Source organism: Paraburkholderia sp. JPY465 (assembly GCF_050436725.1).
Classification (GTDB): Bacteria; Pseudomonadota; Gammaproteobacteria; order Burkholderiales; family Burkholderiaceae; genus Paraburkholderia; species Paraburkholderia youngii.
Window position 1 is genome coordinate 533,874 of record NZ_JBNDMT010000007.1, and the last position, 12,540, is coordinate 546,413.

The 12,540-nt window shown below is 59.0% G+C and carries 8 protein-coding genes and 10 pseudogenes; 10 read left to right on the forward strand and 8 right to left on the reverse strand.

Annotated features, from left to right (window positions below):
* Positions 1-72 precede the first annotated feature (72 nt).
* Positions 73-993, forward strand: a pseudogene (locus QFZ94_RS43145) (IS256 family transposase); the annotation flags it as partial.
* Here the strand turns inward: QFZ94_RS43145 and QFZ94_RS43150 are convergent.
* Positions 990-2,150, reverse strand: a complete 1,161-nt coding sequence (locus QFZ94_RS43150; protein WP_429455971.1) for an IS30 family transposase — start codon at positions 2,148-2,150, stop codon at positions 990-992. The pseudogene QFZ94_RS43145 and the gene QFZ94_RS43150 overlap by 4 nt on opposite strands.
* 66 nt (positions 2,151-2,216) lie before the next feature.
* Here QFZ94_RS43150 and QFZ94_RS43155 point away from each other — a divergent pair.
* Positions 2,217-2,570: pseudogene (locus QFZ94_RS43155) on the forward strand (transposase); the annotation flags it as partial.
* Between the two features lie 1,003 nt (positions 2,571-3,573).
* On the opposite strand, the pseudogene QFZ94_RS43160 reads toward QFZ94_RS43155, so the two are convergent.
* Positions 3,574-3,759 (reverse strand): annotated as a pseudogene (locus tag QFZ94_RS43160) (transposase); the annotation flags it as partial.
* A 7-nt stretch (positions 3,760-3,766) separates the two neighbouring features.
* On the opposite strand from QFZ94_RS43160, the pseudogene QFZ94_RS43165 reads away from it, so the two are divergent.
* Positions 3,767-4,066: pseudogene (locus QFZ94_RS43165) on the forward strand (integrase core domain-containing protein); the annotation flags it as partial.
* Positions 4,067-4,087: 21 nt separating this feature from the next.
* Here the strand turns inward: QFZ94_RS43165 and QFZ94_RS43170 are convergent.
* A pseudogene (locus tag QFZ94_RS43170) lies at positions 4,088-4,522 on the reverse strand (transposase); the annotation flags it as partial.
* Positions 4,523-4,878: 356 nt separating this feature from the next.
* Between QFZ94_RS43170 and QFZ94_RS43175 the strand changes: the two are divergent.
* A pseudogene (locus QFZ94_RS43175) lies at positions 4,879-5,202 on the forward strand (IS30 family transposase); the annotation flags it as partial.
* Positions 5,203-5,209: 7 nt separating this feature from the next.
* On the opposite strand, the pseudogene QFZ94_RS43180 reads toward QFZ94_RS43175, so the two are convergent.
* Positions 5,210-6,093, reverse strand: a pseudogene (locus QFZ94_RS43180) (IS3 family transposase); the annotation flags it as partial.
* A gap of 286 nt (positions 6,094-6,379) precedes the next feature.
* On the opposite strand from QFZ94_RS43180, the gene QFZ94_RS43185 reads away from it, so the two are divergent.
* Positions 6,380-6,658 (forward strand): transposase, encoded by a 279-nt coding sequence (locus tag QFZ94_RS43185; protein WP_429464098.1) that lies wholly within the window; start codon positions 6,380-6,382, stop codon positions 6,656-6,658.
* Here the strand turns inward: QFZ94_RS43185 and QFZ94_RS43190 are convergent.
* The 4 genes and pseudogenes from QFZ94_RS43190 to tnpB all read right to left on the reverse strand — a co-directional run.
* Positions 6,560-6,833 (reverse strand): annotated as a pseudogene (locus QFZ94_RS43190) (IS3 family transposase); the annotation flags it as partial. The gene QFZ94_RS43185 and the pseudogene QFZ94_RS43190 sit on opposite strands and share 99 nt — an antisense overlap.
* Positions 6,834-6,893: 60 nt before the next feature.
* Positions 6,894-7,013, reverse strand: a pseudogene (locus QFZ94_RS43195) (helix-turn-helix domain-containing protein); the annotation flags it as partial.
* Positions 7,014-7,407: 394 nt separating this feature from the next.
* Positions 7,408-9,002: pseudogene (gene tnpC, locus QFZ94_RS43200) on the reverse strand (IS66 family transposase).
* Positions 9,003-9,031: 29 nt separating this feature from the next.
* On the reverse strand, positions 9,032-9,277 hold the full coding sequence (gene tnpB, locus QFZ94_RS43205) for an IS66 family insertion sequence element accessory protein TnpB (protein ID WP_429464100.1): 246 nt from the start codon (positions 9,275-9,277) through the stop codon (positions 9,032-9,034).
* Positions 9,278-9,550: 273 nt separating this feature from the next.
* On the opposite strand from tnpB, the gene QFZ94_RS43210 reads away from it, so the two are divergent.
* The 5 genes from QFZ94_RS43210 (at position 9,551) to QFZ94_RS43230 (ending at position 12,540) form a co-directional block, all read left to right on the forward strand.
* Positions 9,551-9,748, forward strand: coding sequence for a hypothetical protein (locus tag QFZ94_RS43210; protein WP_429464102.1), 198 nt, complete (start codon positions 9,551-9,553; stop codon positions 9,746-9,748).
* Positions 9,726-9,878, forward strand: coding sequence for a hypothetical protein (locus tag QFZ94_RS43215; RefSeq protein WP_429464103.1), 153 nt, complete (start codon positions 9,726-9,728; stop codon positions 9,876-9,878). The genes QFZ94_RS43210 and QFZ94_RS43215 overlap by 23 nt, the downstream gene beginning before the upstream one ends.
* On the forward strand, positions 9,860-10,105 hold the full coding sequence (locus QFZ94_RS43220; protein ID WP_429464105.1) for a recombinase family protein: 246 nt from the start codon (positions 9,860-9,862) through the stop codon (positions 10,103-10,105). Before QFZ94_RS43215 ends, QFZ94_RS43220 begins: the two co-directional genes overlap by 19 nt.
* A 372-nt stretch (positions 10,106-10,477) precedes the next feature.
* Complete coding sequence (locus QFZ94_RS43225) at positions 10,478-12,337, forward strand: recombinase family protein (RefSeq protein ID WP_429464107.1); 1,860 nt, start codon at positions 10,478-10,480, stop codon at positions 12,335-12,337.
* Between the two features lie 2 nt (positions 12,338-12,339).
* On the forward strand, positions 12,340-12,540 hold the full coding sequence (locus QFZ94_RS43230; protein ID WP_429463886.1) for a hypothetical protein: 201 nt from the start codon (positions 12,340-12,342) through the stop codon (positions 12,538-12,540).

The window sequence follows — 12,540 nt, forward strand, 5'->3', positions numbered from 1 at the left end:
GTGGCGGTCTAGCGAGAATGTTGCTTGTCAAAGGCACAACCAGCGAACCCGAGAAGGCCGGACCCGACCACCATGAAGAAGATTACGCAAGAAGCGAACAGCAGTAAAGCGCAAACGAAAAGCGTGCTAGATGAGCTGATCCAGCAAGGCGCGCGGCAGATCATTCAGCAGGCAGTCGAGGTGGAACTGGCGACCATGCTCGAACAGTACAGCAACGTGAAGTCGATCGACGGCCGGCGTGCCGTGGTGCGCAACGGCTACCTGCCCGAGCGCGAGGTCGTCACAGCGATCGGTCCGGTGACGGTTCAGGTGCCGAAGGTGCGGGATCGTTCGGGCTCGGGCATCCGGTTCAATTCGACGATCGTGCCGCCGTACGTGCGCAAGTCCGCGCGCGTGTCGGCAGCGCTGCCGTGGCTGTACCTGCGAGGCATCTCGACGGGCGACATGAGCGAAGCTATGGGCATCATGCTGGGCGGCCAGGTCAGCGGCATGTCGCCGAACGTCGTGAGCCGGCTGAAGGCCCAATGGGTCGATGAGCATGAGCAGTGGAATCGGCGTGAGCTGTCGTCGGCGCGCTGGGTCTACTGGTGGGCCGACGGCATTCACACCGGTGTGCGCAGCGACGATTCCGACGGCCAGTGCCTGCTGGTGATCATTGGCGTCAAACCGGACGGGACGAAGGAACGTGTGGCCATCGGTGACGGCTACCGGGAATCGAAGGCATCGTGGAGCGAACTGCTGCTCGATCTGAAGAAGCGCGGCCTGCCGTCGGGGCCACTGCTGGCCTGCGGCGATGGCGCGATGGGATTCTGGGCCGCGATGGAGGAAGTGTTCCCGCAGACGAAGCATCAGCGCTGCTGGTTTCACAAGATGGGTAACGTGCTCAATGCGCTGCCGAAATCGCAGCAGGCTCGAGGCAAGAAGGCGATGCAGGACATCTGGATGGCGGCCACGCGCGCTGATGCACTGGCCGCATTCAATCGGCGGATTCAACCGGTCGATGCAATAGTTTGGTTAAACCGCTCGGCTGGCGTTTCGTAATTCAGTGTCTTCCTCGGACGTTCATTGAGCCGTCTCGCCACAGCATTGAGCCTAGTCTGTGAATACACCGACAGGTCGGTACCTTTCGGGAAGTATTGCCTCAACAGTCCATTCGTGTTCTCGTTCGACCCACGCTGCCAGGGATGTTGTGGGTCGCAGAAGTAGACGGCAATGTCCGTGGCAACAGTAAAGCGTTTGTGGCTGGCCATCTCAGTGCCGCGATCCCAGGTTAGCGATTTGTAGAGTTCCTGGGGCAATTTGCAGGCATGTTTGATGAGCGCATCGGCAACCACCTCGCTGTCCTTGCTGGCAATCTTCACCAGCATCACATAGCGTGTCTGGCGCTCGACGAGCGTCGCAATCTGGCTGCTCCCGCTGCCGCAAAGCAGATCACCCTCCCAATGTCCCGGCACTGCGCGGTCCTCGATCGTGGCTGGACGTTCGCTGATCGACACCGTGTCGCGGATCCTGCCGTGGTCGCCCGTCTTCTGCGTGTAATGGCGGGAACGCCGCATGACCCGGGTACGCCGCAAATGTTCGAGCAATTCCTTCTTCAAGACACCACGGGCCTGGATGAAGAGACTGCGGTAGATGGTCTCGTGTGACACGTGGTAATCCTCGTTGTCCGGGTACGCGCGCCTGAGCCATCCCGCGATCTGCTCGGGCGACCACTCCAGTTGAAGTTTGTCTGCCACGATGCGTGCCAACATCCGGTGTTCGACCAGCTTACAGACTTTGGGCCGCTGCGCCCGATCCCAGGCAAGCTGATCGGCGTGACTTGCCCGATAGCCATCCTGCCCACTGTTGCGTTTGATCTCGCGGCAGATGGTAGAGGGAGCCCGCGCAAGCCGACTGGCGATTGACTGGATCGAATCGCCAGCAACAAGCGCGCTCGATATCTCTTCCCGCTCGGCTAATGTTAGCGCCAGCCGCGAACGATGTCGCTTTGCCGGCGGGATTCCACCGGCTTCGCCGATGATCCGCTGCACGGACGAGTGGTGGCGATCGAAGAGCTGGGCGATATGCTCGAGAGACTCACCCTTTCGCCAGCGCTCCCACATCAGCGCTTTCTGCTTCTCGCTGTAGTAAATCCGGTGTCGCTGTTTCATTTGCAACACTCCCGCCGCTCATGCAGCGTTCATTGTGTTGCATCGACCGGTTGAATCCGCCATCACTTCGTCGACGCGTACTCGGCAAAGTACCCGAAGGTCGCCGAAAAGCTGACGGAAGATCGTGACGAGCTGCTCGCGTTTTACGATTTCCCGGCTGAACACTGGCAGCATCTGCGCACCACGAACCCGATTGAATCGACCTTTGCGACGGTGCGCCATCGCACGAAACGCACGCGCAACTGTGTATCGCGCGCGACGTTCCTCGGGCTGGCGTTCAAGCTGATCGAGTCGGCCGAAGAATCGTGGCGGCGCATCCGCGCCCCGGAAAAGCTCACTTCGATGCTTGACGGGATGACGTTCAAGGATGGAGAACCGGTGACCGACAGCACACCGGCTCAGCAATCGCTAGCCGCCTGATTACGCCGAGACCGCATACACCAGATTTGACTTTAACTCAATTCACTTGATACAGGTTTCGAACTGTATGCTGCAATATAAAAACCATGGTAAAGCGCCCGAAGAATTGAAGGATGATTCGGCACTCGACGCTCCTGCAGCATAAGTTCAGAAGTATTCAACAGTCACATCATGGGTTAGGAGGTGCGACGAACTCTGCTGGTCGTCCTGACCGTCGCGTTGATGTCGGTCCTCCATGCTGCTCACTTCGCCGCACAGCTTCATTCTGTGCAGAGCCCTTGTATCTTTCTTTGTGAGATACATCGTTCGTCGGATTGCACAGCAACGCAGGAAAAAACTTCCTGCTCAGGGAACGGAATGGAACTGATGATCCAGAGCGCCGGTTCGTTAATAACGCGTAGCGCGGCACCTTGAGTGGACGCGGCAATAGAATGTCGACGATCATTTTTTGCAGATCTTGTCTGTGGTTCGTGAGGCTTTGGTGTGGTGTTCACGCTTCGTTACCTCCAGCTTCAATTTCCCCGCGACAGCAGATGCAATAGTTGAGCCAACGCCACGACACACCTGAGAGATATCTCAACACATTGCTGATCGGGATGATTGATGGGCACTTACCCTCCAAAACGCTTGCGGGATCTTCCGGCAAATATCATTTGTGGGATTTGCTGTGTTGCATATCCGACAATGTTGGATGTGCAACACCACGGATTGCCGCGACGAGGGGCGACCAAAGCGGCGAACTTACTGACGAGTGCATCAAATAGTGCATAGTTGGCTACGCGGCATACCGAACGTGCTTTTCCTTGGACAGTTTCCGGATCACGTGAGGCTCTCTTTTGCCGACGATGCAGATGCGCGTTAATGGAATGGGCGCGCCCCCCCACCCAGCGGCATGGATGTGCCAAATCTGGATCCACCCCATCTTTGCAACCCTGATTTTTTCGATGGCGAGTTGGCTTGCCCAAATCTATTCGGCGTCGTTTTGGGGATCGCTCCCCGCGCCTCGAGCGGGCAGGACGAGCAGGCGCCTGACATTTTTGTTGCTCCGCCGGCTGATCCTGAGAAGATTGGTCTTGCCGCCCGTACTGTATTGCCGCGGAACGAGCCCAACCGATGCCGCAAAATCGCAACTGCATCCGTACCGTTTTGCGTCGCCCATTTTCGCGGCCAACGCGCTTGCGGTGACCGGGCTCCCCAAATACGTTTCGATCCACTACACGGAGCGTCTGGCCGAAACCGGCGTCGAATCGGCAGTCGACACAGTTGGCAATTCGTACGACAACGCACTGGCCGAGACAATCAACGGGCTGTATAAAGCGGAGCTGATTCATCGGCGCGGCCCGTGGCGCAGGCAGCAAGCTGTCGACCTGGCAACGCTTGAATGGGTCGACTGGTTCAACATTCGTAGGCTGTTCGGCCCGATCGGCGACATCCCGCCGGCGGAAGCCGAGCAAGCTTACTATCGGCAGTTTCAGAACGTCGCCAAGGCGGCTTGACTCAAACAAAAACGGTCTCCCGGAAACCCGGGGCCGACTCATCAGTGCAGCGCAGATCTGTCCGGTGTTCGGGTCCATCGCCAAGTGCGACGTTTGGACCAGCCATGCTTGCGCACCTTCCACTCGCCTTCGCCATAGACCTTGGCCCGGTACTGTCGAGCACAAGGTGCAAGGAGTCTTTGGGCGTTGTGCCGGCACCGCGACCTTCAGCGTCTGTGTGCCTCGACGTCGTGTAGTTCGGCACGGGCAGGCTCGGGAAAGCAAGTTTGCGCAGACTCTGGGCGAAGCCTTGTAGTGCTCGCAGCGGCAGAAGAAAGACCTGCTTGAGTTCCAGCAGCATCTGCATGAGCGCATCCGCATAGACGCATCGGTGGCCCCGAGTGCGCGCACCTTGGATTCCGGTGCTGCAGCGAAAAGATCAGGGTCAATCCACATCGTTACATCCCCTCGAGCAATGGGTGACAATGGCGGCTGTCGTCGTGCAATGTCAAATAGAGGAGCGCGAGGACGGCGTCGTCAATCGCTGGTGTGGCATGTTCATCGCGGTATCGTTTGGACCCGTGCGCAAAACCGTTCACGACTCGACAGAATTTCATCGGCCGACTTGCGCCAGACGAAACGCACTTGATCCACAACCTGTTTCAGGAAAAGCATGTCCATATTTTGCCGCCTGAAAAACGATGCACTATTCGATGAACTGGTCAGTAACATCCATTCGGAGCAGTTCGGCTCGGGCTTGGGCACTTCTGTTCCTCGCGCGGCATAATCGCACAGGAACTGCCTGTTACCGTCACTAACAGAGTGGATTGATTCAGTTGTGGCGATCACTAACCTGGGATCGTGGCAAGGAGCTGTCCGATCACGCCCGCTTCACTATCGAGTCCGGCGTGAAGGTATTCTTCGCCGACCCGCACAGCCCATGGCAGCGCGGTACGAACGAAAACACCAATGGCCTTCTACGACAATACTTTCCAAAGGGCACAGACCTGTCCCGGTGGTGTGCTCGAGAGATCCAAGCCGTTGCTAACATATTGAATACCAGGCCCCGGAAAACGCTCGGCTGGAAGACGCCTGCGGAAGCGCTGGACGAGTACCTAAAATCTGTTCAACAATCCAGTGTTGCGACGACCGGTTGAATTCGCCCCGACTGCCACGGTCCGAGTGGTGCAGCGCGCCGGGCGCGGGCTTCCGGCGAAACCATGCCATCGTCAGCACGTCGGTCACAATGTCGGCCGTCATGCGCGGCTTGATGGACCAACCCACGACTTCTCGATTGAACAGCTCCAGCACGACCGCCAGATACAGCCAGCCCTCGTCGGTCCAGATATACGTGATGTCCGAACTGAACACCTGATTCGGCGCAGCCGGCGCGAACTCGCGGTTCAACAGGTTCGGCGCGACGGGCAGCTTGTGCCGGGAATCAGTCGTGACGCGGTAGCGGCGTTTGTGGCGTGCCCGGATACCGTTCTTGCTCATCAAACGCTCCACGCGTGCCTTGCTGGCCGGAAACCCGCGTGCGCGAATCTCCTCGGTCATGCGTGGCGAGCCGTAGGCGCCCTTGACCTCGGCATGAATCGACCGAATCAGCGTAAGCAGTTGCGTGTCGGTCAACCGTTTCCGCTCGGGCGTGCCGCCGCGCTTCCAGGCACGATCGCCGTTCACGCTCACCGAAAGGACCTCGCACAGCGTCGACAGCGGATAGTGCCGGCACTGCCCGGCAATCCAGGCGTACTTCACAGAAGGTCCTTCGCGAAGTACGCCGCCGCCTTTTTTGCGATTTCAAGCTCCATTTGCAGGCGCTTGTTCTCGGCGCGTAACCGCGAGAGCTCCATCTGCCCGGGCGTGACCACCTTCGCTCCGGGACCGTTCAGTTTGCCGGCCTGCTCGGCCTTCACCCAGTTGCGCAGCGTCTGCTCCGACACGCCCAACTCGCGGGCCATTGCGCCTACGCCTTGCCCGTCCTTGACTCGTTGCACGGCCGCCGCCCGGAACTCCGGCGTGTACGCCTGTTTTGGTACCTTGAACATCTCTTCTTTCCTTCCTTTGGGTCGAGTTTACACACGACCTGCTGGAAGGCGAAATTTCAGGGGAAGCTCAAACAGACCTTCCCGACGACATCGACGCCCTGAAAGCGATGGTGTTCGCTCGTGATGAGATCGCGCGGAAACGCGATGCACAGGTTGCCGAACTGCACGAGCAACGTAAGCGGCTCACGAGGGCCGTTCTGGCATAGCGATTGAGGTTTTGGATAGTTTGGTATCCACCAAATTTTGGACTGACCCCCAGAAGTTGGACACTTCTGCAGGGAGTCTTGTGGGCAAGTATTCGGAAGAGACGAAGCTCGCGGTCGTCAAGGATTATTGTTCGGGAACGGCCAGGCTCAAAGTCGTTGCTCGCCGCCATGATGTGAATGTTACGTCGCTACGCAAATGGGTGGCAGGCTATCGTTCGCATGGTGCTGCAGGCGTCAGGGAAAAGGCGCGGGCCGCTTACGAAGATTGTCTTGATCCGGGCCTTGAGGTCAGCATACTTGTCGGCCGCCTGCAGCGCCTTCTGTTGATAATAGAAAGTGCTGCGCGCCAAGCCTGCTAGCTTGAGCAGATCGGCAAGAGGGTATTGGTGCCTTAGCTCGATCACGATTTGTGCTTTTTGCGCTGCGCTTGCTGCGCGGTCGTTTGAACCAAGGCATTGAGCTTTTTAGATAGGCGTTCTCCATGCGGAGGTTGTCCAGTTCCTTTATCAATTCGTCGCGAGTGCGCCTAGCGTCACCCTTTGATGATCTCGGAGATTCTGTGGTCTGATGCTTTGTCATCTTCTTGCGGCGTGAGGAAGCGTGTGGTGACAAGGCCTCCAGTCCGCCCTGATCGTAGTTGCGCTCCCACGTAGCGATAATATTGAAGTTGCGAATATCAAACAGCGCGGCGGCCTGCCGATAGGAAAGGCCCTCGTGGCGGGAGGACCGTCTTGCTTTAGCATTTGGTCTTCTGACACGAGGGCCGACCGCATGCCGCTGGAGCCACTTTACGTTACCAATCGGGTTGTCGCGATCATTCTGCCCAAGGCGCCGTTCGTCGACTGGATCAAGGCGGCCGATCCTGTTCCTTCCAATGCCATCATCACGTTCGAGGATGCACGCGAGGAGCCGTCGGCGTCTCTGATCCCCACGGATGATGCCGATGATCCGGATCAGCCAGGCAAACGATGGATTCAGCGGAACTGGAAGGCAGTTTTCGAGCAGTTGCTGGGAGATTGGTATGTCGATCCGGATTTGTGGCCGCGTAATCGAACGCTCAGATGTTCCGCGATTGGTGTGAGGTTCGCATCCACACCGTTGTCCTGGACTACGCCGATACGCCGCTCGAGTGCGACGACTGATCCAGACGCCATGGCAGCAGTTCACCGATCCTGTTGATCGGGTGATCAGCGATGCGCTTGAGCACAATTCGCAGATGCGCCTCGGGATCGACGTCATTGAGCTTAGCTGTCCCGATCAAGCTATAGATGATAGCGGCACGTTCGCCGCCCGAGTCAGCGCCCGCGAACAGGTAGTTGCGCCTCCCGATGGCTACCCCGCGCAGGGCGCGCTCGACAGGCAGGTTGTCGATCTCAAGTCGCCCATCATCGCAATAGCGCGTTAGCGCCGCCCAACGGTTCAGCGCGTAAAGAATCGCACGACTCGCATCGGATTTGCGCGAAAGCGTGTCGAGCACTTCGCTCAGCCAGGTATGAAGCTGATCGAGTAACGGCTTGGCGTGCGCCTGGCGATAGGCTCGGCGCTCATCGGGCGGCCTGCCCCGGATAACCTCTTCGATCTTATACAGTGCTCCGATTCGCTTGAGTGCTTCGGTGTTGAAGGCGTTCGGTCGAGCTGCGTACAGCTCGTATATCTGTCGCCTCGCATGAGCCCAACACGCTGCTTCGACTACGCGCCCGGTTTCATAAATGGCCTGATAGCCGCCGTAGGCGTCGGCCTGTAGCGTGCCCGCAAACGCTGCAAGATGTTGCTGCGGATGAATTCCTTTGCGGTCAGGCGTGTAGGTGAACCACACGGCAGCCGGCGTTGCGTCTCCTGACGGTCGATCGTCGCGTACGTACACCCATAGTCGTCCGGTCTTGGTGGTGCCGTTTCCGGGCGCAAGCACCGGCACTGCTGTGTCATCAGCGTGCAACTTCGTCGCCGCCATCACGTGGCGCCGAATCGCTTCGACCAGCGGTTGCAGCAGGGTCGCGCTATGGCCGACGCCAGCGTCGAGCGATCAAGTTCAACGCCTTCGCGCGCATAGATGACCGATTGCCGGTAAAGCGGAACGTGGTCAGCAAACTTCAAGACGAGTATGTGTGCGAGCAATCCAGGCCCTGCCAAGCCGCGTTCGATTGGGCGGCTCGGCGCTGCTGCCTGCGCGATGTGATCGCAGCATGAACATGCGAACTTCGGCCGTACGTGCCGGATCACCCTGAAGCTTGCCGGTACGTATTCGAGTTGCTCCGAGACGTCTTCGCCGAGTTGCTTCATCGCAGCACCGCATTGCGTGCAACGCTCTGCCGATTCCGGCAGATAGGTGCGCGTGTCGCGCGGCAGATGCTCGGGCAACAGTTTGCGCTGCGGGACTTCCGGCGCGGTGCGCGCCGTCTTCGGGATCTCGATGGGAGCGGCGCCTTCGTCGGCCTGCAGATCCTCGAGGCGTAGCTCAAGCTGCTCGATCTGACGATCCAGCTTCTCCGATTTGCGGCCGAACTGCATGCGTCGAAGCTTGGCAATGAGCAGCTTCAGGTGCTCGACCTCGGCTGCCCGCGAAGCCAGCGCTGCTTCTTGCAAATCCACCCGCTCTTGTAGTTTGACCACTTGATCCTCGCGCTCGCGAAGCGTCGATGCCTGCTCGAGTAGCATGGCCTTGAGCGTTTCAACGTCGTCGGGAAGTGGGATCGCGCGCGTCATGGGCGCAATTTACGCGCCCGCGACGACATTTACAACGCTGACGTCGGGCGCACCGTTCTCGTGGGCTGCCGCCAGTCGATGCCTTCGAGCAGCATCGACAGTTGTGCAGGGCTCAAGCAAATGACGCCACTGTCGGCTTGCGGCCAGACGAAGTGTCCCTTCTCGAGTCGCTTCATCAACAAGCACATGCCGTCACCGCTCCACCACAACAGCTTGAGCAAATCGCCAAACCACACGACATTCAACATCCCGATCGCAAATTGTGGTGATCGCATACCGCTGGCACCCCGCCTACGGCCAGGAATACAGGCTGGTCCGCCGCACTGGGCGCCGCGGGAATCAGATGGTTCACCTCGACGTCCCGCAACAGATCTCCCGCGAACTGCCAGCCTGGATGCTCGATGCGTCGATATGCTCGGCGATGTCGCTTGGCGAACCGCAAGTGAGCGCCGAGGCGCTGGCCTTCTTGTGCCGCGTCCTGTCTGATCGGAAGCGCCACTCCGCCGCAGGAGGATCATCGAAGCCTCTGTCAACGGAGGGCCATTCCGATGAGACGACTGCAAAGAGAACCCGGCGTACAGCTTCCGCTGGAACTGCACCTAGATCCCACCTTCGACGCAGCCATAGTGGGGAATCGACGGGAGGAAGTGATCGACGCGCTCGCAGCACTTCTGCTGGAAGCGCTGGGCAAGCCGGAGAACATAACCGACCCAGGAGATCGCGATGAACCAGAAGATCTCCGCTGAACATCTCTGCCGAGGCGCGGTGGTCTACGTCCGTCAATCAACCATGAGCCAGGTGGTGGAGCACACGGAGAGCCAGAATCGTCAGTACGCGCTCGCGAATCTGCACGAACCATGGGCTTTGCTTCAGTGACGACGATCGACGATGACCTTGGACGTTCGGGCTCCGGCAGTATCGAACGTCCCGGGTTCCAGAAGCTGGTCGCGTCAGTGTGTGCAGGATCCGTCGGCGCCGTGTTCTGTCTCGAGGCTTCACGACTTGCGCGCAACGGCCGCGATTGGCACCATCTCATTGATCTTTGCGCGCTGGTCGGCACGGTCGTCGTTGATCACGACGGTATTTACGAGGACACACCTTGATACCCCTGTTCGACTGCTAACTGGGCGGTCGGAGCAGGTCACCGTCACTGATCATGCCCATCCACTGTATGGCCGTACGTTTGCTGTAGTGGCGCCAGCGAGCACGGTCGGTGCATCGGGGCAAGTCACTGTCGCTTATCGCAACGACATCCTGTTAAAGATTCCGGTAGTGGCGACGTCCCTCCATCCGGCGTCTCCACGTCTACCATCGAGCAAACTATCGACCGATAGCATCCGGGAGCTGGTTCGCATAGGCAGAGAATTCGGATCGCCAGAAACGCAAATATCAACCTGGAATTCTAATAAGGACTGCTTGATAATAAACGAGGATCAGAAAGCCAATGATCTGGTTTATTCTCCGAAGGAGAGGCCATGACATCGGAACTCGTCACAGCCCAACATCTTTGCCGTAAGGCCATGATCTATATCCGGCAGTCCACACCGAACCAGGTAGTGACCAATCAGGAAAGTCTGCGATTGCAGTACGCATTGCGTCAGCGCGCAAGCGACCTCGGTTGGGAGGAGGCGAACATCGAGGTGATCGACGTCGATCTTGGGCTGAGTGGTTCGACGCTCTCGCATCGTGAGGGCTTCAAGGATGTTATTGCCCGCGTGACCCTGGGCGAGGTCGGCATCATCCTCTCCTACGAGGTGACCCGGCTTGCGCGTAACTGCACGGACTGGTATCCCTTGCTGGATCTGTGCGGATTTCGTCAATGTCTTATCGGCGACCGCGATGGCGTATACGATCCTGGTTCTGCGAACGGACGCCTGTTGCTGGGTTTGAAGGGCACGATTTCCGAGGTCGAGCTACACACACTTCGCGGCCGTCTGACGGCCGGATTGCTGAACAAGGCTAAGCGTGGTGAACTTGCGTTGCTGCTACCTGCAGGATTCGAGCGTGACACCAACGGCATAGTGCATAAAGATCCAAACCAGGAGGTGCAAGATCGCGTATCCCTGATCTTTACGACGTTTCTGGATCTTGGGTCGGTTGGCAAAGTGATGCGCCGCTTCCGGGACCATGCCTTAACCTTGCCGCGGCGTGACCGGTTTGGTGACGTCGTATGGCGCGCACCAACGGCCGGTATGCTCACGGCGACCCTGAAGAATCCTGCCTACGCGGGTGCCTTCGTCTACGGCCGCACCCGATCCTGCCATTCGACTTATGCCAACGGCAAGCTGATTACGGAGCGCTGTCCTATGTCAGAATGGAAAATCGTGTTGAAAGACCGTTATCCTATGTATCTCGAATGGGACGGTTTCGAGAGGGTCCAGGCCATGCTGCGCGATAACCATGCGGAATACCAGCGAAACCAGACACGTGGGGTGCCCCGCGATGGCGCGGCCGTACTTCAGGGCATCGTCTGGTGCGGACAGTGTGGCCACAAGATGGCGGTGCAGTACAAGAACGCCAACAGCTACGTCTGTAACTATCTGCTGCGCAGCCAGGGCGGTTCGTTATGCCAGCACCTCCCCGCTGATTTGATCGATGCGCGGGTCGTAGAGGCCTTTCTCGCGGCAATAGGACCGGCCGAGCTCGAAAACTGGGCCCGTGCAAAAGATGCGAGACAACAGACCCGTGACGCCGCCAACCGGGCTGAGGCGCAGCAGGTCGAACGGCTACGCTATCAGGCGCTCCTGGCCGAGCGCCAATACAATCGGGTCGACCCCGATAACCGCCTGATCGCAGCCGAGCTCGAGCGAAGATGGGAGGCGGCGCTGCGCGAACTGCGGCAGGCGGAGGACTCGTTCGCCCGTCGTCAGGCGGAGGAGTGTAAGCCGGAGGCCCTGAGTGATGAAGAGCAAAATGACTTTCTCGCGCTCGGCGTCCAGTTACCGGAAATCTGGCAGCGACCGCAAGTTAGTCGCGAGAGCAAGAAGGCCATGCTGCGCTCCCTTATTGATAAAGTGGTCCTGCATCGGGTCACGCGTGACCGCATCACAATCCGGGTTGTCTGGAGAGGCGGAGAAGTCTCCGAACTGGAGGTCGAACCCCGGGTGCATGCCGTGTCGGCGCTCTCCCGGGGCGCCGAAATGCTGGCTCGCCTGCTGGAACTCGCGCGGCAAGGCATCGACGATGCCACGATCGCCGCAATACTGACTCAGGAGGGACACCACTCGGCACGATGCAGCCATGTGCCAGCCAGTACGGTACGGTCATCCGACAGCGGCACCGTGTGCTGCACGATGCCAGATCAATGCGTGCTCGCCACATCTCTGGCTGGTTGACGATGGCCGATGTTGCACAATGCTTGCAGGTTTCGACCTCGTGGGTCAAGCGGCGCATTCACAGCGGCGTCATCAAGGCAGAGCGCGACCCGCACGACAAGCGGTTCCTGTTTCCGGACACCGCAGAGAGCATCGCTGCACTGCAGGAACTCAAATCAGGGGTGCGGGACCATCTCGTTATCGCCCCGCGAGCAAACAGATGA

Bases quoted from the DNA above. Each gene is read 5' to 3' on its own strand.
- QFZ94_RS43150 (WP_429455971.1), bottom strand. From the start codon at position 2,150: ATGAAACAGCGACACCGGATTTACTACAGCGAGAAGCAGAAAGCGCTG.
- tnpB (WP_429464100.1), bottom strand. From the start codon at position 9,277: ATGCGATCACCACAATTTGCGATCGGGATGTTGAATGTCGTGTGGTTT.
- QFZ94_RS43210 (WP_429464102.1), top strand. From the start codon at position 9,551: ATGAGACGACTGCAAAGAGAACCCGGCGTACAGCTTCCGCTGGAACTG.
- QFZ94_RS43215 (WP_429464103.1), top strand. From the start codon at position 9,726: ATGAACCAGAAGATCTCCGCTGAACATCTCTGCCGAGGCGCGGTGGTC.
- QFZ94_RS43220 (WP_429464105.1), top strand. From the start codon at position 9,860: ATGGGCTTTGCTTCAGTGACGACGATCGACGATGACCTTGGACGTTCG.
- QFZ94_RS43225 (WP_429464107.1), top strand. From the start codon at position 10,478: ATGACATCGGAACTCGTCACAGCCCAACATCTTTGCCGTAAGGCCATG.
- QFZ94_RS43230 (WP_429463886.1), top strand. From the start codon at position 12,340: ATGGCCGATGTTGCACAATGCTTGCAGGTTTCGACCTCGTGGGTCAAG.